Here is a 19,171-nt window from a genome sequence, read left to right on the forward strand (position 1 = left end):
CCTGCTTCCCCTGCTTCCCCTACTTCCTTGTCTTCTGTCACCTATCACCTGTCACCTATCACCTGTATTAATTACTTTGTATTAAAAATCGCCAATTGGTCAATATAGCGGATAACATAATCGACATACTGAATATTTGAAAGTATGAAAACTTATAATTACTTCTAAGGAGTGGTGTGAAGGTGATTTCCCTCATTTTGTCGCTAAAATACCCAAAATTAAACAACTTGCGATCTCAACCATCTTTGATGGTGTTAGCAAGATATCCCATTTCTGGTCTTTCTTTATTATGCGCTATGGGTGTTATCAGCATAACGTTACTCAGCCTAGACCTTCGTAGCGTTGTTGCTCAAGTACCATCTGTATCAAATCCAATGCCCCTGGATGAAACAACAATTTCTCAGGTTAATGTCCTCTTTGTCAACCCTAGTATCGGAGATGACACAGCAGGCAATGGTAGTGAAAACGCCCCTTGGCGGACAATTACCCAAGCATTGCAAGTTGCCACGACTAACACAGTAATTAAGCTAGCTCCTGGTGTTTATACTACGGATACGGGAGAAATATTTCCCCTGATGCTTAAGTCTGGCGTTGTCATCCAAGGAGATGCGGCTAATCAGGGACAGGGGATAATAATTCAAGGCGGTGGGCAATTCCTCAGCCGCAGTTTTGGGGGACAGAACGTTACCATTGTTGGTGCTAACCAAGCTGAGTTAAAGGGGGTGACTGTCACCAACTCTAACCCCCGTGGTTACGGTTTGTGGATTGAATCAAGTAATCCGGTAATTACGGCAAATACATTTACAGGTAATACCCAGGATGGTGTTGCTGTGGCTGGTAAAGGTGCGCCAACAATTACTAAGAATTACTTTGAGCGGAATGGAGCTAATGGGATAACTATCAGTGGTACATCCCAACCCCAAATCCGAGAAAATATGTTTGTGCAAACAGGTTTCGGGATTAATATTACTCACAACGCCGCACCAGTCTTGATAGGTAATCAAATTAAAGACAATCGTGCTGGTATCATTGTCCAAGCCCAGGCGCGTCCTATTTTAAGGCAGAATTTAATTCAAAATAGTCGAGAAGATGGCTTAGTAGCGATCGCACAAGCAATGCCAGATTTAGGTAATGCTACGGAAGCAGGCGGTAATGAATTTCGTAATAACAAACGCTATGACATTAACGCTAGTGCAGCTAAACAGGTCATTGTTGCAGTTGGTAACACCATTAATAATAAACGCATCGCTGGTCAGGTAACTTTTCAGGCTCAAGCTGCTACCCCAGCCAATACTGAGCAAGTAGCGGCTAACGGTGAAATTACCTTTGCTGCTCCTGGTGTATCTGACGAGCCGACAGCGCAAAATCAAACTCAAAGTCAGTTATCACCATTAACCTCAGCTAATACACCCCTGACTTTACCCAAATACAATCAACCAATCCCTGCACCCATTCCCAGCAGAATAGCCGCTAGCAACAGCACACGTAAAACATCAATAGCCACCACTAGAAAAGTAACTCCATTACCAGCCGTACCAGCGCAGGCTGAACAGTTTAATTATGTGCAGATTGATCGCAACACCATTGAATTTGTTGCACCTCAAACAGAGAAACTAGCACCAACTTTCACGACTCAAGAACAGTCATGGCCGGCAAACCTCTCACCATCTCAACCAGAAGTTAGACAGCAACAATCAAACCCCACATTAAAAGTTACCCCTGTGCCGGTTACTGGTACTGTAGAATTTGCTGCGGTGAGGAACAATGACCTATTACCCGTTCCGAATGGCGATATTCCCCTAGGTAATACGCGGAATATGCCAAAAGTATCAGCACCACAAACTTATACAACTAGCTATGCAGGAAATTATTCATCTTCTACATCCGCAGGTGTGCGTTACCGAGTGGTAGTAGAGGCGTTAACCGACACAGAACAGGAATTAGTCAGATTTCTTGCACCTGGAGCTTTCCCCACTATTTGGCAAAGTCGCAGAGTCATGCAAGCCGGTGTGTTTAGCGATCGCAGTAACGCTGATGAAATGCTGAAAATACTGACTAACAACGGCTTAAGAACCATAGTTGAGCCATTGAATTAACAGTTTATAAGCGATCGCCCTTAGTTTTGGTAGGCGATCGCTTCTGGGATATTCACAATTTTCTCTACCCTGATCAGCAGTTCATGAGAGTTTTCACTTACCTTTTATCAAAATTTCCACAGTTTCAACTCTCACTTCACACAAATATTTTTAAAGAATTTTGATAATTTGTCCCTCTGTTTGGTATTTCTGAAAAAGTCACAACTTAGGAGTATCGCCTCTATGGCTAAAATTAAAAGTCCCGCAATCGCTGACTCTGGTGCTAAACCTCCCTATACTTTCCGTACAGGTTGGGCATTGTTGCTACTAGCTGTTAACTTTTTGGTAGCAGCCTATTACTTCCACGTTATTGACTAGTTAACGTTGGAGTAGTTAGGACTTACGCATGAAACGGCAAACTTTAAGCTTTGGTCAAGGGTACAAGGGTATAGGGGTAAAATAGGTATTCACAACCCTACAGGAAGCCTAAGAAGGCACGTCTACACTCCATTACCTCCTGATACACCCTCCCAAAACAAATAGTCTTGTTGCGTAGGTGCTGGTGGTGTTGCTCAAATCGTTCCTTTGAATAAACCCTTGGGACGAATGAGCAACACCAAAATCATGATTAATAAGGCTATACCTTGCTTATACTGTGAACCCAGCCAAGCAGTGCTGACTTCTTGAACAATACCAATGATGAAAGCTGCGGCGATCGCACCGTAAGGATTACCAATCCCTCCCAAAATTACCGAGGCGAATAAAGGCAAGATCAAAAACCACCCCATATTAGGACGCACGGCTGTAATTAATCCATACATACTGCCACCCAAAGATGTGAGCGTACCAGCAATTAACCAAGTCCACAAGACTACTTTATCAACATCAATCCCAGAGACTTTAGCTAAATCTAAATCATCAGCCACTGCTCGCATCGCCTTGCCAATTTTCGTATTTTGCAGCAGATAATGCAGTGCCAAAATTGCCACCACTGCCAAAGCTAACACCACGATTTGGTTTTGCGGTACTTTGACACCAAAAATATCTAAAGCTGGGATAATAGGTAAATCATAATTTTGATTCTTGCCACCCCAAATTAAAATAATCCCATTCCGCAGAAACAAAGCCAGCCCAATCGAGATAATAATTAGTGTTGTCGAGTTAGCACGGATTGAGCGCATCTTTGACCACAGTAATTTTTCTGATAACACCATTGCTAATACTGTTCCGCCTGCTGCCAAAATCATTGACAGCCAAATATTTAACCCTAAAGTATTTACAAATAACGTTAGATAAGCCCCTAAAGTCAAAAAATCACCGTGGGCAAAATTAGACAACCGCAAAATCCCGTAAGTAAGTGTCAGTCCGACTGCGGCTAAAGCAATAATGCTCCCCACAGCAATGCCATTGACGATAAGTTGAATAATTTGTGTATCCATAATTTAATCTAAATAAAGTCAGTTAATATTCATTAGCAATGGTTTATAGCAGATAATATTCTTGGTTGTGCAGTGATGATCGACACTATAATCTATGATTTATCGACAAAAAAGAATTGTGAGCTAATATACATAGAATCCTGTTCGCAATTTTTGCGTAATTAAAATTGTCCAACGGTCTAGTTGACCATGCAGCAGTATTCAAGCTTACCAGAACACAACTCACAGGTAGATGCCACAATCCAACAACTTCGCGCTGAGTTATGGCTAGAACGCAGCTTGAACCAGCTACAACGCCGCCTTAATGATTGCCTGCTTGTTGTTTTGACAGATGCCGCCCAAACCGATAGCCCAGAAGCAGAAATGTGGCAAACTGTGGCGCAGGAAATCAGCATGGCTTTAAACAGTAGGGGGGTAGCCATTGCTCTATGCCAACCGCAAGAAACGGTTGGTAAAGTTTACTATATTTCTTGCCCCACATCTGTTGATTCCCCAGCCCCAGTTTTGGAATTGAAGCTGAAAAATGGCAAAACACGGCCATTGGAATTGCAAGCAGAAATTCAAGTGAAAGATTTACATAATTTAGAAAGCCAAAAACCGCCTCAAGCTTGGCGATTGCACGATGAATATAGTGGGGTGATGGGATGGTTACTCATAGCTACTAGTAAACCCAACTCTCATCCCACAAAACTGACAGATGCACAAGTGCAACTAACTTCGCAATTCATGAGCAAGGCAGCAGAGCATTGTGTTCAAGCATTAGTTCAATTTAAACATATACAATTTTTACAGCAGCGATCGCAGCATTTTGTAGACTTTAATCAAGAACTGAAGCGGACAAATCAACTCAAGAACCAGTTCTTAGCTAACACCAGCCACGAAATCCGGACACCACTCAGTTCGATTATTGGTTTTACCCACCTGCTTTTAACTCAAGGCTATGATCCCACTAGAGAACGTCAACGTGAGTATTTAAACATCATTCAGTCCAGTGGTAAACACCTCCTAGCTTTGATTAACGACATTTTGGATTTGTCCAAAATTGAAGCTAACCAACTAGAAGTGCAATGGGAAAAAGTCGATATACCAGAATTGTCTCGTAATGTCCTCACACTAATCAAAGAGAAAGCCAATAATAAGGGGTTGAAATTGTCTTTGGAAATAGATCCTCAAGTCACAACCCTAGTCGTAGATCCCTTACGACTCAAGCAAATGCTCTTGAATTTGCTGTTTAACGCTTTAAAGTTTACCAATAAAGGCACAGTGGGTTTAAAGGTGACACAGCAAGATTCACTAGTGCATTTTACGGTGTGGGATACAGGTACTGGCATATCCAAAGAACATCAAACACTACTGTTTCAACCTTATTTCCAAATTCCCAATTCCTCCCCTAGCCAAAATGAAGGTACTGGTTTAGGTTTAGCCGTAACGCAAAAACTGGCAGAAATTCATCATGGTTATGTGGAGGTGGAATCAGTAGTTAATTCTGGTTCTCGTTTTACTATTGTTTTACCCCTAAAGCCTATAGAAGCAGTTTTATCTACAGAAATCGAGGAGAATGAACAAGCCACATCCTCACAGCCTTTCCCAATCACTTCCATCACTTCCAACGAGATTTTACTGGTGGAAAATGATTTACCTAATGGGAAACTGATGCAAATTCATCTCAGTAAGTTAGGTTATCAAGTAACTTGGGTGAAGAACGAAGTAGAAATGTGGGACGCACTCACCCACAAACAACCATTTGTTATCTTAATGGATATACGCTTACCCAATAGCTGTGGTATTGATTTGGTACAGCAGTTACGAGAAAAACCAGAATATCAGCAGATACCCATCATTGCCCAAACGGCAATGTCCATGAAAGGCGATCGCGAAATTTGTCTCACAGCCGGATTTAATGAATATATTTCTAAACCCCTTGATTTATCTCTTTTGGCTGATTTAGTAGCTAAGTATAGTTTAGGGGACAGGGGACAGGGGACAGGGGACAGGGGACAGGGGACAGGGGACAGGGGACAGGGTAGATTGTACCCCAATGCCTAATGACTATTGACTATTGACAATTAACATGATGCTGACAGAAAAACTAGAGAAACTAAAATTATTATTTGCAGAGATGGAACAGGCTTTGATTGCCTACTCTGGGGGTGTTGATAGCACTTTGGTAGCTAAGATTGCTTATGACGTTTTAGGCGATCGCGCTTTGGCTGTGACGGCTGTTTCACCTTCTCTGCTACCAGAAGAACTGGAGGATGCTGAAATTCAAGCCGCAACTATTGGGATTGCTCACAAGATTATCCAGACTCATGAGATGGAAAATCCCAATTACACCGCTAACCCCGTTAACCGTTGTTATTTTTGCAAGAGTGAACTGCACGACAACCTCAAACCTTTGGCTTTAGAGTTAGGTTATCCCTATGTAATCGATGGCGTGAATGCTGATGATTTGCATGATTATCGCCCAGGGATTCAAGCCGCTAAAGAACGAGGTGCGCGATCGCCTTTAGCTGAATTTGGTGTGACTAAGTTAGAAGTCCGCCAACTTTCCCAGCAGCTTGGTTTACCTTGGTGGGATAAACCAGCCCAACCTTGTCTCAGTTCCCGTTTTCCTTACGGCGAGGAGATTACTGTAGCCAAGTTACAACGCGTCGGTAGAGCCGAAATTTACCTGCGAAAGCTAGGTTGGCAAAATTTGCGCGTCCGTTCCGAAAGTGACACAGCACGCATTGAATTACCACCAGAAAAAATCAAAGATTTTGTCATGTTGACAGACTTACAATCTGTAGTAACTACATTTCAAAACTTGGGTTTTATCTACGTCACCCTAGATTTAGAAGGTTATCGCAGTGGTAAGCTAAACCAAGTCCTTAAGACAGTGCTGAGTAGTGAGTAGTGAGTAATGAGTAATGAGTAGTGAAGTGAGTGGGTGGGCATTGTATTTTTCTCCCCCTGCTTCCCCTGTCACCTATCACCTATCACCTATCACCTATCACCTAGATAATCTCCGCCTCCACAGAGACTAAAATACAACCATTAATCTTCCAGGTATCATCCGGTTGTTTTTCCATAAAATACAACGCTCGTAGGGGCATACCATCAGGTGCTAGTAGTAAAACTGGCTGAGTAATATTGTCTTGAATAGTAGTAATTTTCTCAAAAAATACCGAGCGAGGACGGTAAACAGCCGGATAACTTAAGCTCACCATCTGCATAAAATGGTCTGGGGTTTGGAATTGCTCTTTGATTCCAGGACTAGCAAGAGCGAAAGCAGCTTGAGCATCATCTTTTTGGAATGCGTCTAGTTGGCTTTCTATAACAGCGCGTATAGCAATAAAATCTTTATCGGTAGCTTCCATAAATCTGCTGGCGATCGCCTAGTAGTAGTATGCTCAATTTCTAGTTTGAGAAAGTTTGAATTCTACTTGCTGGAGAGCAAATCGCCAAATATCATAACCATCGGGTGACAGATGTATTCCATCTGTGGTTAAATCTGAACGCAAATTGCCATCAGCATCTGTAAACCAATTATGAATATTTAAGTAATTAACTCCTTCTTGTTTGGCAATCTGAGCAATTCTGGTGTTGAGATGACGAATACGGCTATTAGAAATTGTGGCTACATGAGCTGGTAGGATGGATTGAACAAAGATTTGCGCTTTGGGGTGATTTTTCCGTAAGCTACGCATCATCCGGCGGTGATTTCGCAAGATGGTTTCGTCACTCGTACCTTTTCTTAAGTCATTAATCCCAGCCATGATGTAGATTGCATCAGGACGGGTTTGTGCAAAGCTGGCTAATCGTGTCGCGATACCACCAGATGTATCTCCAGATATGCCCTGATTCAGCCATAATTTACCCGTAGGCAGGTTTTGTCTAGGAAACCACAGACTTAAGGAATCACCAACTAAGATACTAAGACGGTTTTTACCTTGACCTTGGGCGATCGCTTTTGCTTCTAAAGCTAATAAACTTTTCCAGTCTTCATAAGTCAGTTGCTGTTTTCCCCTTGACTCCCCTAATCCTTGGAAGTTATCAATATCTGCACGGGTGTAAATCTGACCTGTTTTTAGTGCTGCTAATCTTTGATAGTACAGTTGATTGCCAGAAGTTAGTAGCGCATCTGTCGGCTGATTACTAGGATTGAATAATGACTCTATTGATATTGGTACTTCTTGATTGGTAAATTGCGGTGAGGTAACATCCCCAGTAGAAAATTTTTTTTCATTCGCCCTTGGTTCTGAAGCCTCTGAAGATGCTAAAAGTTGGCTACTTAATTCTGGTAAAAAAAGGTTAAGCCGCTCTAGAAAAAACTTTTTCTCTAATGGAGGGTGTAGATTTTCTCCAGGCTGCGACACTTGGCTACTAAATTCTGGTGTTGATATGTCACGCTTGAGGAGATGTTTGTCATCTGCTATTGTCTGCGAGTCTTGTTTTGCATTCCACTGAGAGCTATGCTTTTCTGGCAATAAAATTGACATCTCTGGAATAGCTGATGCTGGTATTGCCAATCCTGTTAACAAGCCTGCTGCCAACAGATAAGAATCCCTCATCGCGTTTTTCTCCTCTAATTACTGCTTTTCCTGTTGACAGCGTTAGTTGTCCGTATTCAGGAAAATTTACGGTGGTTAAAATATCATTCTTATGTACAACGTATATTTCTGTAAACTGGGTTAACAATATTATCTTTGACAATTTACAAATTCTTTAAAGCATATCTTTCTCTAGTATATGAACGAGATAGGCATAGGGGACAGGGGACAGGGGTCACGTAAGAAGAGATTATGAGGTATGCTGAATTTTCTGAAAAATTAAATAGGAGTCCCATATATTAGATTAAGGAAATGGTATTGATAGCAATCAATAGCAGTATAAATACTTGCCATAATATTTTTTAGAATAATTACTGTTTTTTAAGTATTAAATGTTACTATGTACTGTTTTTTCTACATTAAAACATTTATTTATGTGTTCTGATACATTTAAATTCAATTCTATTTATGAATAAGCTAGTAAGAAGTGCTAAAATTTAGGCGAAGTAACTGATTTTTCCCTGTAATTTTGTGGCTAGAGCTAGTACAGCAATTGGAGTCAGTCCAATCATTAAAGAAACGGTGCAAAAACAAGCACATTCGACCCGTTTAACGCTAAAAGAGGTAATTCTCATGGGAATGTTAGCGATAGATAAGCTTGATGATCAAAGTCGTCAAGAATTAGCAGATCAAGTTCATCAGATGCAAGTAAATGGTGAAATCTGAATCTGCTTTTTAGAGTTAATAGTCTAAATTTCACAGTCAATCAACTCTATTTCCTAGTGACTATTAACTAATCATCAAATCGATAACGACTTCCCATAACATAATCCTCATTAATTTCACATGAAATCCATCGACGCTGCAAAGTTTCAGCAACAAAACCAGTAGTGTTAGAACCTGCAAAGGGATCTAGGACTATATCACCTTCATCAGTCAAAAACTTGATGAAGAATTCAGCGAATCCTTGCGGGAATCTTGCTGGATGAGGTCTAATCCCGGCTGCTTTGCAGCGTCGTAAATAAGCACTGTTAGATTCAGTGTTCGCAATTTCTAGCAAATTTGGCGGAATTGCGCCTTGGTTATCTTTTTGAAATTTATCAGAAATATCATGTCCACTAGGACGAATTTGAGGTTTATAGCCATTTTTTAGTAAGCGTTTCATACTCTGGCTATATGGCTTTAAGATTTTTCTATTATCTGCTTTGGGGTTGGGTATTTTTGACAACCACCAAACTATGTTTACTGCATCTTTGACACGAATTCTTCTGATTGTCACCCATTCGGCTGGGGTAGGTAGTCGTGCTGGATTATAATGATATAATTCTTGCGCCAGAAAAAAGCCGACTTCTTTGCAGAGTTTGACTAATAGTTCATACTGGTAGATACTCCGTACAGGATTACCAGGAAGATAAGCACCGCCTAAATCTAAAACAAATGAGCCATTTTCCGCTAAGACTCTTTTAAATTCGTAGGCGAAGGGTAAAAACCACTCGATATATTTTTCTGAACTTTCGTTACCGTATTCTTTTTTGCGCGTTAAAGCAAATGGTGGTGAAGTCAGGATTAAGTTAACACTGTTGTCTGGGATGCTGGTAATAATCTCCAGACTGTCACCTAAGTATGCTTTTCCGTGCTGTTGCGTGTAATAAGGTGTAAGGTTGATGATTGTTGTGGTTATTGTTGGCTGTGAGGTGAAGCAGAGTTTAAAGAGTCTTTATGGCTGAAGGACTACCACTTTTTGTAAGGTAAAAATTTACCGGACATTGTGATTTTAACGCGATCGCCTTTGGGGTCTACTTCTTTCTCCACATCTAAGGTAAAGTCAATCGCACTCATAATTCCATCGCCAAACTTTTCTTGAATGACTTCCTTAATTGGAAAGCCGTAGACCTGCATAATCTCATAGAAGCGGTAAATCAGTGGATCAGTAGGAACAACAGGCCCCAAACCCTTGACTGGGTATGCAGTCAAATCTTGAATATAGATAGGGGCTAAATCTAATGTGTCTACCAATAACCTAGCCTCTTCCTCAGAAGCACTAGCTTGACGGTAGAATACAGCAGCAATCCATACTTCATCCCGTCCGAGAATTTTTTCTAAATCTGCAAAACTGAGTCCTTTCTCTTTCTTCGCTTCGAGTAAAATTTCCGTAATTTCGGGGAGAGACATCTGATTGAGTGAATTAACTTTGCCAGAAGAAATTTTACCATCTTATCCGGTTGGGAGAAAAGCAGATTCGCAAAAGGGCGCGAGTGTCAATTCTCCCAATGATCCTATTGGTAGTTAAGCATGAGATTTTGGCAGTTGAGCAAACTTTTCTGAATATATTGTGACTGTCAAATCTTGATCTTCACGATTAGCGAGCGATCGCTTCACGTCACCCAGGTAAAGTGGTATAGAAAGACCTGGTTCTGGGTGGATAATGGTACGCGCCCGAACTGTTAGCTGATTATCTCCCTGTCTACCCGAACGACCAAAAGAATAGAGGTTACTCGCAGCTTGAAGTAGTGTAGCTTCTACTTCGTCAGGTGAAAGCTGGGGTGATATGGCGATTACTGCTTGGTTTGAACCATTATCATAAACTAGGGTGTATTTGGCTGCACCTGGAATAACGGTACGACTCAAAGGTACTATTGACAGCGAAAATAAACCAACAGTCAGCACCAACATAAAGCCAGTTATACCTACTAGCCGAAAGCGGATACCCCATTTAAACAGAAAAGCCAGTATTGCCAAAACAGCAAATACCAGCGTGGCAATACCCGACCATTGAGTATATTGAAGAAATTCAGCTGTTGTAAGCATACAAATTGGCTACTTGGGTGTTTTACCGTTCATGATTGACACACCTATTTTACCGATAGACGCTACACTACGTTATCTACTGTTGGCAGACAAATTTCTTTCTCTGGGTTTTTGGGTTAAAAAGGTAATTTTTTCACCACGGAGACACAGAGACACAGAGAAGAAATTAGTCTTCTCTACTAAAATTAGTATCCCTGCTACTTTTTCAATTTTGTCGGCAAGTAATTGATTGATTCCCTGCATCAGAGATAGAAACATTTATCCAAAAGTCTGCCGGACATTTTTCCAGGGAATTATCTATTCTAATTTGAATATCTTCTGCTAGTTGGCAACGCCGAAATTGACCTTTTTCATCAAAATATATATAACTTTGGGCTTTACATGGGAAAATAGATATTCCTGAAGCTGAAGATAGTTGTAATGTTGTATTTTGGCTAATAAGACAGGTATGTAAAGAACCATTAGCATAATGATTAATAGTACCATTCTCACAGCTAATGGCAGCTTTAGCTGGTGGAGAAATAGCAAAATTCAGCCCAAATATGCTTAATATTAGAAAGTTTGAATAGAGGATTTTCATGGAAGTAGATGCCGATTCATTAACAAAAAATAGACATAAAAAATGGCATCTTAAAAAAGATGCCCGTTATGCAGGAAAAACCCCAAAAGGCTTTCCCTACACCTTCCCAACAATCAGCAACAGTGACTAATTTATGTTAGCCACACTCACAGTCACAAACGTGAATGTAATCATCTTATTAACTACAACCTATGAATAACCGCAGTGTAACCACGGAAAATTAACTGCGGTGATTAATTTATTTAGTAGTTAAACTTACTACTTAGTTAATCTAGATTGCTTGTCAGTTTATGATGAGCTTGATTGGAGTGATATACAGTGCCGCAAATAGCTGCCATCAATAACCAGGAGATGGTATTTAATCTAAAGTCAAACAGAGTAACATCAACAGTGTTAAATAGCAACCATTCCACAAAAATTACAAGATAACTAAAAAAGATTAATCTATTTTCTAAAGCTAGAAGATGAGATTTTTGTAAAAGTTGGATACCTGTAAACAATATCCAACCCAGCAAGCCAAAAAATAATAAAGTGCTTGGTAATCCAGTTTCCGCAGATAGCATCAAAAACAAATTATGGGGATGACCCAAATCAATGTTCATGTGGGCTTTATAGAGGGCTGTAAAATTACGCAATCCCCATCCTGTCCAGGGATCTTGCTGAGTCAAAGACCAGGCAAACTCCCATTGGGTTTTTCGCATTAAGGCGACTGGTCTATCTGGATATAAATTATCGTTTAACCTTGCCCAAAAGAAGGCAGGAACGATGCGGCGGAAGATTTGAGCTATGGGGTTAGGAGCAAAAGCTGCCAACAAAACACTAGCAACGACTCCAGACACAGCAACTACCAGCAACCGCCAACCTTGATAAAGTGCAAAAGCTAAACAGGCAATAATTGCGATCGCCCATCCATTGCGCGAGTTAGTCAAAATTAAGGCGGCGAAGTCGGCAATTAGAATGATAGGGAGTAGGGAGTAGAAATTAGGGAGTGAGGATTTATGTTTATTCCTGATACCCAGTCCCCGTTCCAGCCACAAACCTAATCCTAGGGTAAAGACAATTGCTAAATATGCCGCAAAAAGATTGGCGTGCATGAAAATAGCTGACATTCGGCCTGGGGGAATTCCGCCGGGTGCGATCGCTACATCGACTAAAACCCACAAAACCTGTAACTGTAATGTCCAGCCAAAAAACAACTGTCCAAAACCCATAATTACAACTGGTACAGAACCAATCACAAAAATCTCAGCTATGCGTCTTAATTGAGCGATGCTTTGAATTAGTGCGGTCAAACCAGAAAATAGCCATAAAAATGGCAATAAATTAAATAAGCCGACAAAAGCGGCCGTTTTATCTAGGGCAAAACTAGCAGATATAAACAATAAGACACTAAATACACCAAACCCACGATTAATGGGAATGCGAATAATCGTGCGGTATTGCTTAATCCAAGTAAGCAGTGAGGCCACAGCTATAGCCACAAATCCCAAAAATGGACTTAGTGGGAATATTAGTAGACCGATTTGCAGGCAATTCCAAGGTAACTGCAAATTCGGGTTGGGGTGATAAACAGCTGACTTCAAGCTATCTCCCAACATTCGCTACGGGTGAGACGAATTTGTGCCAAAGCAAACACAGTGGGGATGATCCGACCGTAATTAGTCGTAATCATTCTCCAACCTAAGTCTGCAAAAAACCATGCCCACATCATTGGCCCCACGACGGAGAATATACCGCGAACGGCTGTATATCGAGCTGCACTCAAGGTCATACCTCGCCGCGCCATTTGTAAAGTCACATAACTTTGAAACTGTGTTTTTGCTGCTTGAGAGCCTGCAACTACAGCATTTTTGGCTACTTCATATGTTGCAAAGTGGAGAGCAAATTGACGGGCAATTTGTTGTAAAAGCAATGGTTTAACGATGGATGTGACAGCCAAGGCACTACCACCCTTAAACAATAAGCTCAAGGGGTCATGTTGTAATAAAGGTGGTAAGGGTTCTGTCATATCTGACTTCACCATCTGATTCTGCAATTGAAAAGTCAATTTTTGCTTTTCATTTTCTGGTAATTTTTTCCAAACTTGTCCCAGCAGATACAAAAATACTTCTGCTTCTAAATCAATGGTTGTTAAATCTTGAGAATAGGGAATTTTTAAATACTTACAGACTTGAATCAGTGCTTGACGATAAGTCATCTGGTCTGTTTGTCCCCGTAAGACCGTCATCCCATCGGCGGCTAAAAAGCGAAAACGGCTTTCTAATGAGTCTAGCCAAGCTTGGTGGTTCTGGCTTTGGACTTCGATGGGTTCAGGCGTATGAACATAATCTAAAGGATTAAACTTACGGCTAAACAGAATTGCGGTTAAATCTTGCAATTCATCTTCGGTTGCTAACTCTAACGCCGCCCTCAGCTCATCCAATTTCCCTTCCTCCTTTTCATACAGCGTATCTGTAACCTATTCTACTATTAGCTTTTGGTAGTCAATAGTAGTTTTTTGTACAAGTGCTAATGACTTCTGCTGACAAATTAGGCATATTTTAACGGTAAATCTCTTTATACTCGCAAACTAAACCTAGATTTTTCTAACTTCTTGCATAAATTTTTCACCTCAATCTGATAAATCAACAGGGTTCACATTTAATCACCACATCAAACCCTCAAGTGTGATGAAAAACACTTAACTGTTGTTCTAACTTCAATCCAAATCGAGGTAAATTTATGTTAGTTTCTACTTTTGAGCTTCTCGTTAAACCGCAGTTTCCGAAAGCAGCAAACCTGCCAGTACAAGTACCACCAAGTTTAAAGGCTGATATTGAAAAACTCAGCCGCACTGTAATTCAGGGTTATTTTTTAACTTTGAGCAATCTCAATGCCTTTGAGGTAACTGTGTCCCTTGTATTCACAATAGTTTCTAATCCTCCTGTGAATATTAAGGAACTCGTTGCTTTCCTGGATGTAGATGAGACTAATATGCTGGCTGAACTTGAGCCTGATCTTGCTCCTAACAAAATCAGATTCACAAGAACGATTAAACCTGGTGATACTGGGTTATTTCTGCTGCAACCAAACATCCTCAAGGAAGGATTATTGGCAAAGGCAAATTTTGAAGTGCGGGGATATGTAGAGGTATTTATCTCTTCACTTTCCACTGGATATAATTCTGCTAAATTGCTATTGACTCCTGAGCATAGAGGCACATTCTACAAGAGTTTAGACGTAGATGGTGCTAAAGTTCAACTAGATCAAATAGCATATTCTCTGCCTACAGCTCATGGTGGTTCTTTGTTTGAGCTTAGTTTCCACTAGAGCTTGAACAATCATACCAATTCTATAAATCCAAGCGCAAAACCTTTAATGGTTTTGATTTGGTGAATTTTTAAGCAAAATTGGTGTAATTGATCAATCTAATATCCCCGTTTGCTGCAACGCACTATTGATATTGGTGCGTTGCTTTATGCTTCCACACAATCTAAAAGTTTAATATTGTCTAGTAGTCTTTCAAAATTTTTAATTTTTAATTTTTAATTCGGAGCAAAGCGACGTGACTGATGTTGTAGTGATTGGTGCGGGTATGTCAGGGTTAATCTGCGCCCAGCAGCTAAGTCGAGCCGGATATTCGGTGGTGGTTGTGGACAAGTCTCGTGGTTTAGGAGGAAGACTCGCTACTCGTCGGTTATATGAAACTAGAGCAGATCATGGGGCTTGTTATCTCAATCCCAAAGGTGAATTATTTACCAGTCTCGTAGATTTATTATGCGATCGCCATATCTTAGAAGTCTGGACAGATACAGTTTACGAGTTCACTACAGATACTGGTGTATCTGCACCCCAAAATCGTAGTCCTCGTTATGTTGCGCCTGCGGGGATGAGTGCGATCGCTAAATTTCTGGCTCAAGATTTAAATATCTTGCTCAATCAGCGTGTTACAGCTATTAACCCCACCAATGAGAACCATTGGCGGATCACTCTTGAATCCAGCCGAGAGGAATTAACAGCTAAAGCTTTAGTAATTGCTATTCCTGCACCCCAAGCTTTGATGCTGCTAGCACCATTGGGTGAGAGTATTTTGAATCAAAAATTTCTGGAAAATTTAAGTTTGGTAGAGTTTTATCCATCTATTAGTGTAATGACTGGCTATCCTGCTACATCACAACCGCTACCAGATTGGAAAGCCATCAGCTTTATAGATGATGCTGTTTTGGGATGGATTGGTTTAGATAGCAGCAAACGTCATCAATCTCCACAAGCTGTATTTGTGGTGCAAAGTAGTGCCAGTTTTGCTCAACAGCATCTAGAATCATCGGACTTACAACCTATAGGAAAACAGATGTTGGAATATGCAGCCACAATATTAAAACTTCCTTGGCTGCATACCCCTGAATGGATGCAGGTTCATCGTTGGCGTTATGCCTTTCCTAGTATTCCTTGGCCAGAAAAAGTCCTCAAAGCTGAGTCTGCTTTGCCTTTAATCTGCTGTGGAGATTGGTGCGGTGGCAATCTTGCAGAAGGTGCGATGCTGTCTGGACTTGGCGCATCTCAGGAAATTAACCAGTATTTAGAAAATTTAACCCTACCAGATATGAACTTTTTCAAAGATTTTACTTAATTATTACATCTATCGTTAGACTGGTTGCTCGATATAGTAAGTCTCATCATTGTGACTTACTAATTTTTTTTAAGCCTAATAATGATGTTTGACAAAATCCATAGATGATATTGCCAAGTTTATATGCAGATGTTGATCCTGATTTCACATAAAGAATATTCATAATTATCAGGGGTCTACTTTCACTATTAGTTCACAGTCATTAATGTTTTTACTCCGTTTTTATATTGATCCCCAACTATTTATAATTAGTTTTATGTAGATTTTTATTAAAATCTCATAAATTTGAAAAAATTAAAATATAAATGTGAAATATCAGTACATTACTTGGTTGATTAGATTGTTTGATCAGTAGTTATGCTGTCAAAATTATCAAATTCCTAAAAAAACAGTAGAGCCAGGTACGTGGTATTCTACTCAAATAAAAAGTTCGTTTACGGTCGGAATCTCAGTAGCTAGCAGTAAAAGTTGGCTATTAAGATAGTTGATTGCCTGCACCTATTACGTGAATGAAAAGATAAAAAAGGAGTTAAAAACTTATGAAAACAGTAGTCAATTTAACACAGCAATCAGTCCTAGGAGAGATTGAAAATGTTTTGGATACATATTCATATCATCCTTATCAACAAGCGTTTGCAATTCCTGATTTACGACAAGAGTTAATTGCTTTTGTCTTGAACCGAATTCCCTGCTTTTATAGTGCAGTATCTGAATTACAACTAATACCGTCAAGTTGCAATCAAGAAAGTCAGGTTAATCAAAAGTTACCTCGCAGTGCTTTAGAACAGCAACTACACGTCCAAAATTTGATTCACCAAGGCATTTACGCTATCTTTCAAGAAAAATCCGCTTGGATTGGCGATCGCCTTTGCAAATCAGTTGAGCCTAGCTGTGAACCATCTCACTGGTTTGGTTAATACTGAGCAAAAAAGTGGGACATGGATGCAAAATTTAATTTTTTTGAAGGGTAATAGCATCCATCAGGTTTTTTAGATAAGCTCTTGCCAAGAATAAACTAGGTAGATAATTCGTGGCAAGGGCTTAAGAATAAGTATGAAATAATAGCTGATTTAAGTAGATGCGATTGCCTACGGCACTGGCAAAGCCAATCACCTATAGTGGTGCGGAGCATCGCTGCTCATTTAATTCCTGATGTCAAAAATGATTATCGCCTGACTCTAGATTTGATGTATCTGAAGCTATAAAATAGGCGATCGTCTACACTCTAAGAAGTGAAAAGATGATAAAACTATTTATCCTAGCTGATGACGTTCTTCTTCTACAAAGAATGTTTCAATGTTTTCAAATAAAGAACGTTCTTGTTCTTCGTATTCTGGTTGCATCATTTCTACAACGTAGATAAGTTCACCACGGGCTTGATCCGGTGTTCTTCCCCAGGTATGACAATTACATATTGATGGTAGATGAGTAGCAGTATATGTGCCATGATCGCCGGGACGGGTTGTAGTGGTGTAGTCTTGCTGCGGCTTCATAGAAATAGTGTGAGGTTTAAATTACATATTCAGTGTATAAGCAAAATCCCCAAATTAGGAAAAATCAGGTGCGACAAGTATAAAACGAAATCGTACTGTGACAATTTATATCAAAGCTGGATCATGAATCAAAATATCAACTATCAAGATTCTGCATTAAAAGGTCTGAAGATTGTTAATAGAGAACTCCTAAATGCTTGGGTAATTGCGCGTTTACTACCTGATATGCGAAGGTTGACTGTTGCTAGCTTCCGCAGTCGTTCTCATGCAGAAGTTTATTTGCGAAATTTGCGTCAACTCATCCCTGATGCTCACTTTGTGGTGGTTTTTGATTGTCAACACGACGAAACTGCGATTTAAGTTATGTAAAGCGATGGCGTAACCTCTCATAGAGATGACAGTTACGCCATCGCCCTCATATATAGATATCTCTTTACCCTGCGATAACTCTACAATATAGGCAGTTGCTATTATCGCCTCACTACATTTACGCTGATGAACAATAAGAGCAAGCCAGACTGGGCTGGTGAAAGTTTACTCTCCAATTTCGTTAATTTATTAATTCAGACCAAACCAATTTACGGTGTAATGAAACACCAAGCAAGGCAAGTCCTGATCAAAACGGCTGAAAAAAATGGGATTCCCTGGCGTAAAAATTATGAGGCACTCAAAGCATCGGTAGGACAACAACTGTTAGCAGCAGTGACGAACCCGCGTGTTGTATATCCCGACTATTACAAAGTTCCTTTTCATGCTTACTCTGAGGGCAATCTGTGTTGGGAAGCTGCTTTTGAAACGGAATCAGCTACCTATGCGATGGCGTTGCGGGTATGGCCACAAGAAAACCTGACTTGGCAAGATGCCCATGCTAGACTCAGAGGCACTTTTCATGATGCTTTGGGGACATACGCACCTCAACCAGTCCAAGATATTTTAGATATGGGCTGTTCTGTCGGCGTATCTACCTTGGCTCTACACCGTTATTATCAAAGCCGGGAAAGATATCCAGTTCGTACAGTGGGTTTAGATTTGTCCCCTCATATGTTGGCTGTAGCTAGAACTAGAGATGTTAATAGTGAGATAGCCGAGTGGATTCATGGTAGGGCAGAAAATACGGGTTTACCAGATAACTCCTTTGATTTGGTAACTCTCCAGTTTGTCACCCATGAACTCCCCAGTTACGCCAGCCGGGAAATCTTCGCGGAGGCTAGAAGGTTACTTAGACCTGGTGGTTATATTGCCTTGGTAGATAATAACCCGCGATCGCCTGTCATCCAAAATCTACCCCCTGTCTTGTTCACTCTCATGAAAAGCACTGAGCCTTGGAGTGACCAATATTACGTCTTTGATATTGAGGCAGCACTGCAAGAAGTAGGTTTCCTAGAACCTGTGACAGTTCCCAGTGACCCCCGCCACCGGACAATTATTTCTAGGAAGCCGCAGTTTTAACTCGGCCAGGTGATTATAAATCGCGCGCCACTTGCTATAAGTCGGAAACCCGCCCAAAGCAGTGGCTTGGCTACACAGACGAAATCTGCCGACCCAGGTTTAAAAACCTGAAATTTCTGTTAGTCCGCGCAGGCGGACTTTTCTACAGGACGCTACGCGAATGTCTGTTTAGTAGCGAATTATATT

Annotated in this window: 21 protein-coding genes; 11 read left to right on the forward strand and 10 right to left on the reverse strand. The window is 40.6% G+C overall.

The features are described 5' to 3' along the window. The first annotated feature begins 248 nt into the window (after positions 1 to 248). Both VB693_RS07265 and VB693_RS07270 read left to right on the forward strand, forming a co-directional pair. A complete protein-coding gene (locus VB693_RS07265; RefSeq protein WP_416233373.1) occupies positions 249 to 2,096 on the forward strand; it encodes a DUF1565 domain-containing protein in 1,848 nt (615 codons plus the stop codon). Positions 2,097 to 2,318: 222 nt separating this feature from the next. Further along, the gene (locus tag VB693_RS07270) at positions 2,319 to 2,453 is read left to right on the forward strand and encodes a photosystem I protein PsaX (protein ID WP_190705671.1); all 135 of its coding nucleotides are present in this window, start codon (positions 2,319 to 2,321) and stop codon (positions 2,451 to 2,453) included. Positions 2,454 to 2,647: 194 nt separating this feature from the next. Here VB693_RS07270 and VB693_RS07275 read toward each other — a convergent pair whose 3' ends face one another. Beyond that, positions 2,648 to 3,514, reverse strand: a complete 867-nt coding sequence (locus tag VB693_RS07275; RefSeq protein ID WP_323265672.1) for a branched-chain amino acid ABC transporter permease — start codon at positions 3,512 to 3,514, stop codon at positions 2,648 to 2,650. A 189-nt stretch (positions 3,515 to 3,703) separates the two neighbouring features. Between VB693_RS07275 and hrmK the strand changes: the two genes are divergently transcribed. Together hrmK and larE are read left to right on the forward strand one after the other, a co-directional pair. Continuing rightward, entirely contained in the window at positions 3,704 to 5,560 is a 1,857-nt protein-coding gene (hrmK, locus tag VB693_RS07280; RefSeq protein ID WP_323265673.1) for a hybrid histidine kinase/response regulator HrmK, read from the forward strand. Positions 5,561 to 5,585: 25 nt separating this feature from the next. Then, positions 5,586 to 6,410 (forward strand): ATP-dependent sacrificial sulfur transferase LarE, encoded by an 825-nt coding sequence (gene larE / locus VB693_RS07285; protein ID WP_323265674.1) that lies wholly within the window; start codon positions 5,586 to 5,588, stop codon positions 6,408 to 6,410. A gap of 100 nt (positions 6,411 to 6,510) precedes the next feature. Here the strand turns inward: larE and VB693_RS07290 are convergent, their stop codons facing one another. Both VB693_RS07290 and VB693_RS07295 read right to left on the reverse strand, forming a co-directional pair. Next, positions 6,511 to 6,873 carry a DUF4864 domain-containing protein gene (locus tag VB693_RS07290; RefSeq protein ID WP_190705689.1) on the reverse strand — a complete coding sequence of 121 codons (363 nt, stop codon included), beginning with the start codon at positions 6,871 to 6,873 and terminating at the stop codon, positions 6,511 to 6,513. Positions 6,874 to 6,906: 33 nt separating this feature from the next. Continuing rightward, entirely contained in the window at positions 6,907 to 8,067 is a 1,161-nt protein-coding gene (locus VB693_RS07295) for an SGNH/GDSL hydrolase family protein (RefSeq protein WP_323265675.1), read from the reverse strand. Positions 8,068 to 8,559: 492 nt separating this feature from the next. On the opposite strand from VB693_RS07295, the gene VB693_RS07300 reads away from it, so the two are divergent. Next, positions 8,560 to 8,772, forward strand: a complete 213-nt coding sequence (locus tag VB693_RS07300) for a hypothetical protein (protein ID WP_190705761.1) — start codon at positions 8,560 to 8,562, stop codon at positions 8,770 to 8,772. A 67-nt stretch (positions 8,773 to 8,839) separates the two neighbouring features. Here VB693_RS07300 and VB693_RS07305 read toward each other — a convergent pair whose 3' ends face one another. The 4 genes from VB693_RS07305 to VB693_RS07320 all read right to left on the reverse strand — a co-directional run bounded on the left by VB693_RS07305 (position 8,840) and on the right by VB693_RS07320 (position 11,434). Beyond that, positions 8,840 to 9,727, reverse strand: a complete 888-nt coding sequence (locus VB693_RS07305) for a site-specific DNA-methyltransferase (RefSeq protein ID WP_323265711.1) — start codon at positions 9,725 to 9,727, stop codon at positions 8,840 to 8,842. A 50-nt stretch (positions 9,728 to 9,777) separates the two neighbouring features. After that, complete coding sequence (cynS, locus tag VB693_RS07310; RefSeq protein WP_323265676.1) at positions 9,778 to 10,218, reverse strand: cyanase; 441 nt, start codon at positions 10,216 to 10,218, stop codon at positions 9,778 to 9,780. A gap of 114 nt (positions 10,219 to 10,332) precedes the next feature. Next, on the reverse strand, positions 10,333 to 10,854 hold the full coding sequence (locus tag VB693_RS07315; protein ID WP_323265677.1) for a Ycf51 family protein: 522 nt from the start codon (positions 10,852 to 10,854) through the stop codon (positions 10,333 to 10,335). Positions 10,855 to 11,059: 205 nt separating this feature from the next. Next, a complete protein-coding gene (locus VB693_RS07320) occupies positions 11,060 to 11,434 on the reverse strand; it encodes a hypothetical protein (protein ID WP_323265678.1) in 375 nt (124 codons plus the stop codon). Here VB693_RS07320 and VB693_RS07325 point away from each other — a divergent pair. Further along, the gene (locus tag VB693_RS07325) at positions 11,433 to 11,564 is read left to right on the forward strand and encodes a hypothetical protein (RefSeq protein WP_323265679.1); all 132 of its coding nucleotides are present in this window, start codon (positions 11,433 to 11,435) and stop codon (positions 11,562 to 11,564) included. The two genes, VB693_RS07320 and VB693_RS07325, sit on opposite strands and share 2 nt — an antisense overlap. 136 nt (positions 11,565 to 11,700) lie before the next feature. Here the strand turns inward: VB693_RS07325 and VB693_RS07330 are convergent, their stop codons facing one another. Next, on the reverse strand, positions 11,701 to 13,032 hold the full coding sequence (locus tag VB693_RS07330; protein WP_323265680.1) for an O-antigen ligase: 1,332 nt from the start codon (positions 13,030 to 13,032) through the stop codon (positions 11,701 to 11,703). Next, positions 13,014 to 13,856 carry a YaaW family protein gene (locus VB693_RS07335; RefSeq protein WP_323265681.1) on the reverse strand — a complete coding sequence of 281 codons (843 nt, stop codon included), beginning with the start codon at positions 13,854 to 13,856 and terminating at the stop codon, positions 13,014 to 13,016. The genes VB693_RS07330 and VB693_RS07335 overlap by 19 nt, the downstream gene beginning before the upstream one ends. A gap of 299 nt (positions 13,857 to 14,155) precedes the next feature. Here VB693_RS07335 and VB693_RS07340 point away from each other — a divergent pair, with 299 nt between their 5' ends. From VB693_RS07340 to VB693_RS07350, 3 genes are all read left to right on the forward strand, one after another. Then, complete coding sequence (locus VB693_RS07340) at positions 14,156 to 14,743, forward strand: hypothetical protein (protein ID WP_323265682.1); 588 nt, start codon at positions 14,156 to 14,158, stop codon at positions 14,741 to 14,743. A gap of 235 nt (positions 14,744 to 14,978) precedes the next feature. Further along, a complete protein-coding gene (locus VB693_RS07345; RefSeq protein WP_323265683.1) occupies positions 14,979 to 16,043 on the forward strand; it encodes an NAD(P)/FAD-dependent oxidoreductase in 1,065 nt (354 codons plus the stop codon). Positions 16,044 to 16,582: 539 nt separating this feature from the next. Next, positions 16,583 to 16,960, forward strand: a complete 378-nt coding sequence (locus VB693_RS07350) for a hypothetical protein (protein ID WP_323265684.1) — start codon at positions 16,583 to 16,585, stop codon at positions 16,958 to 16,960. A gap of 336 nt (positions 16,961 to 17,296) precedes the next feature. Here the strand turns inward: VB693_RS07350 and VB693_RS07355 are convergent, their stop codons facing one another. Then, positions 17,297 to 17,536 carry a hypothetical protein gene (locus tag VB693_RS07355; RefSeq protein ID WP_190705713.1) on the reverse strand — a complete coding sequence of 80 codons (240 nt, stop codon included), beginning with the start codon at positions 17,534 to 17,536 and terminating at the stop codon, positions 17,297 to 17,299. Positions 17,537 to 17,659: 123 nt separating this feature from the next. Here VB693_RS07355 and VB693_RS07360 point away from each other — a divergent pair, with 123 nt between their 5' ends. After that, the gene (locus VB693_RS07360) at positions 17,660 to 17,896 is read left to right on the forward strand and encodes a hypothetical protein (RefSeq protein ID WP_190705717.1); all 237 of its coding nucleotides are present in this window, start codon (positions 17,660 to 17,662) and stop codon (positions 17,894 to 17,896) included. 135 nt (positions 17,897 to 18,031) lie between these two features. Beyond that, positions 18,032 to 18,985 carry a class I SAM-dependent methyltransferase gene (locus VB693_RS07365; protein WP_323265685.1) on the forward strand — a complete coding sequence of 318 codons (954 nt, stop codon included), beginning with the start codon at positions 18,032 to 18,034 and terminating at the stop codon, positions 18,983 to 18,985. Positions 18,986 to 19,171: the final 186 nt, after the last annotated feature.

Origin of the sequence: Anabaena sp. UHCC 0399, from assembly GCF_034931465.1 — a bacterium.
Lineage (GTDB): Bacteria > Cyanobacteriota > Cyanobacteriia > Cyanobacteriales > Nostocaceae > Trichormus > Trichormus minutissimus.

What these genes read in the sequence shown, in the direction of transcription:
- VB693_RS07265 (WP_416233373.1), top strand. Translation starts at nt 249, where the DNA reads ATGGTGTTAGCAAGATATCCCATTTCTGGTCTTTCTTTATTATGCGCT.
- VB693_RS07270 (WP_190705671.1), top strand. Translation starts at nt 2,319, where the DNA reads ATGGCTAAAATTAAAAGTCCCGCAATCGCTGACTCTGGTGCTAAACCT.
- VB693_RS07275 (WP_323265672.1), bottom strand. Translation starts at nt 3,514, where the DNA reads ATGGATACACAAATTATTCAACTTATCGTCAATGGCATTGCTGTGGGG.
- hrmK (WP_323265673.1), top strand. Translation starts at nt 3,704, where the DNA reads ATGCAGCAGTATTCAAGCTTACCAGAACACAACTCACAGGTAGATGCC.
- larE (WP_323265674.1), top strand. Translation starts at nt 5,586, where the DNA reads ATGATGCTGACAGAAAAACTAGAGAAACTAAAATTATTATTTGCAGAG.
- VB693_RS07290 (WP_190705689.1), bottom strand. Translation starts at nt 6,873, where the DNA reads ATGGAAGCTACCGATAAAGATTTTATTGCTATACGCGCTGTTATAGAA.
- VB693_RS07295 (WP_323265675.1), bottom strand. Translation starts at nt 8,067, where the DNA reads ATGAGGGATTCTTATCTGTTGGCAGCAGGCTTGTTAACAGGATTGGCA.
- cynS (WP_323265676.1), bottom strand. Translation starts at nt 10,218, where the DNA reads ATGTCTCTCCCCGAAATTACGGAAATTTTACTCGAAGCGAAGAAAGAG.
- VB693_RS07315 (WP_323265677.1), bottom strand. Translation starts at nt 10,854, where the DNA reads ATGCTTACAACAGCTGAATTTCTTCAATATACTCAATGGTCGGGTATT.
- VB693_RS07325 (WP_323265679.1), top strand. Translation starts at nt 11,433, where the DNA reads ATGGAAGTAGATGCCGATTCATTAACAAAAAATAGACATAAAAAATGG.
- VB693_RS07320 (WP_323265678.1), bottom strand. Translation starts at nt 11,434, where the DNA reads ATGAAAATCCTCTATTCAAACTTTCTAATATTAAGCATATTTGGGCTG.
- VB693_RS07330 (WP_323265680.1), bottom strand. Translation starts at nt 13,032, where the DNA reads ATGTTGGGAGATAGCTTGAAGTCAGCTGTTTATCACCCCAACCCGAAT.
- VB693_RS07340 (WP_323265682.1), top strand. Translation starts at nt 14,156, where the DNA reads ATGTTAGTTTCTACTTTTGAGCTTCTCGTTAAACCGCAGTTTCCGAAA.
- VB693_RS07350 (WP_323265684.1), top strand. Translation starts at nt 16,583, where the DNA reads ATGAAAACAGTAGTCAATTTAACACAGCAATCAGTCCTAGGAGAGATT.
- VB693_RS07355 (WP_190705713.1), bottom strand. Translation starts at nt 17,536, where the DNA reads ATGAAGCCGCAGCAAGACTACACCACTACAACCCGTCCCGGCGATCAT.
- VB693_RS07360 (WP_190705717.1), top strand. Translation starts at nt 17,660, where the DNA reads ATGAATCAAAATATCAACTATCAAGATTCTGCATTAAAAGGTCTGAAG.
- VB693_RS07365 (WP_323265685.1), top strand. Translation starts at nt 18,032, where the DNA reads ATGAACAATAAGAGCAAGCCAGACTGGGCTGGTGAAAGTTTACTCTCC.